This window comes from Bacillus sp. AP50, assembly GCF_040492675.1.
GTDB lineage: Bacteria > Bacillota > Bacilli > Bacillales > Bacillaceae_G > Bacillus_A > Bacillus_A cereus.
The window spans coordinates 1-1,258 of the sequence record NZ_JBEUTW010000435.1 but is presented as its reverse complement, the minus strand read 5'-3'; the positions used below and the strand labels follow the sequence as shown (position 1 = coordinate 1,258).

Below are 1,258 nucleotides of genomic sequence, written 5' to 3'. Positions count from 1 at the left end.
ATTTTATTCTGTTGTATTTCATTTAATATATTTTGTAAATTATTATTAATTTCTTTTTGAATAGCACTTTTTAAATGATATATATTTTTTTTATTATCATAGTACCCCTTAATTAAATTCGGATTGGTTTTTTCTATTAAAGCTACATTAGCATATATATCGAGATTAAATACAAACTTTCCGTTTTGAAAAGTAACATCTACCTTCCTTGTCGCGTTCTGTACGAAGATAGAAGTATTTGTTTTTTTGTTGGAATTTTTAGGAGGCAGTGCAAGGTGTAGTATCATTCGCCCGTTACTTTTTGACTTATTTAAAAGATTGAAAAATTTAACATCTTTTTTAGGGATATAAGTTAAATATTTCCCTTTTCGATTTAAAAATGCAATTCCTACTGTGTCGATTTCATTCTTTGTTTTTTTGATAATTGGAACAGTTTGCGTCATTCCATCTTCATTTTGTTCTCTCATTAATTGCTGAATTGTAGAAGAGACGGATTGGTTATTTTGAATTGAGGATTCGATTACACCATTTATATAAGATGATAGTGATGGTTTACTAGGCTTATAAATTTTAAAAATTTCTTCTGCAGGCCCATCTACAAGTACTACTTTAGCATTAATGGTAGCGTAAGGATCACGGTAAGAAGAATCAAGCTCCTGTAACCAATTTGCTTCTTGCGCTAATTTTTTCCCAATTAAAATGATTTCAGCTTTGGAAGCTGTCATAAAGCCCGTTAACTTTGTATCTATCTTACTGAATCCAGTATATACAGTTGATGCTTTTGTCCAATGTTCTATAGTACTTTTTTGTTGCTTATGATGAAAGAGTGGTATACTTGTTCCAACTTTTATGTCTCCATTAGAGGTTCTATCCAAGCCAATTAAAAGGATTAATGAAACCTTCTCAAGAGGAACTCTCTGACTACAACCAATTATATACACACAACAAATTACAATCCATATCCATTTTCGAATCAAAGTTGTTTCCTCCTAGTAACCCAAGTAAAAAGAATACTGTAAGCGAAAAATAAGATTGGTAAAAGAATAAAGAAAATGACATTTAAGATATCCATAAGAGAATATATAAACAAATATTGATCCACATCGGGATTTAGGAAAATAAATAGACCAACTATAAATAACATAAAAGCAAGTAGCGCCCAATTACGAACGTTTTTTTGAAGTGAAATGGTCACAGATTCAAAACTGAAAAATAAATACGGATATATTGTAGTGGAAAATACAATCAAGTAGTAAGC

General features: G+C 30.0%; 1 protein-coding gene and 1 pseudogene. Both read right to left on the bottom strand.

Features of this window, described 5'->3' with window-relative positions; all coding sequences use genetic code 11:
* Window positions 1-977: Ger(x)C family spore germination protein (locus ABWK52_RS24085; RefSeq protein ID WP_353772181.1), on the bottom strand; the 977-nt coding region annotated here is incomplete at its 3' end.
* Window positions 974-1,258 (bottom strand): annotated as a pseudogene (locus ABWK52_RS24080) (GerAB/ArcD/ProY family transporter); the annotation flags it as partial. The pseudogene ABWK52_RS24080 and the gene ABWK52_RS24085, both read right to left, overlap by 4 nt.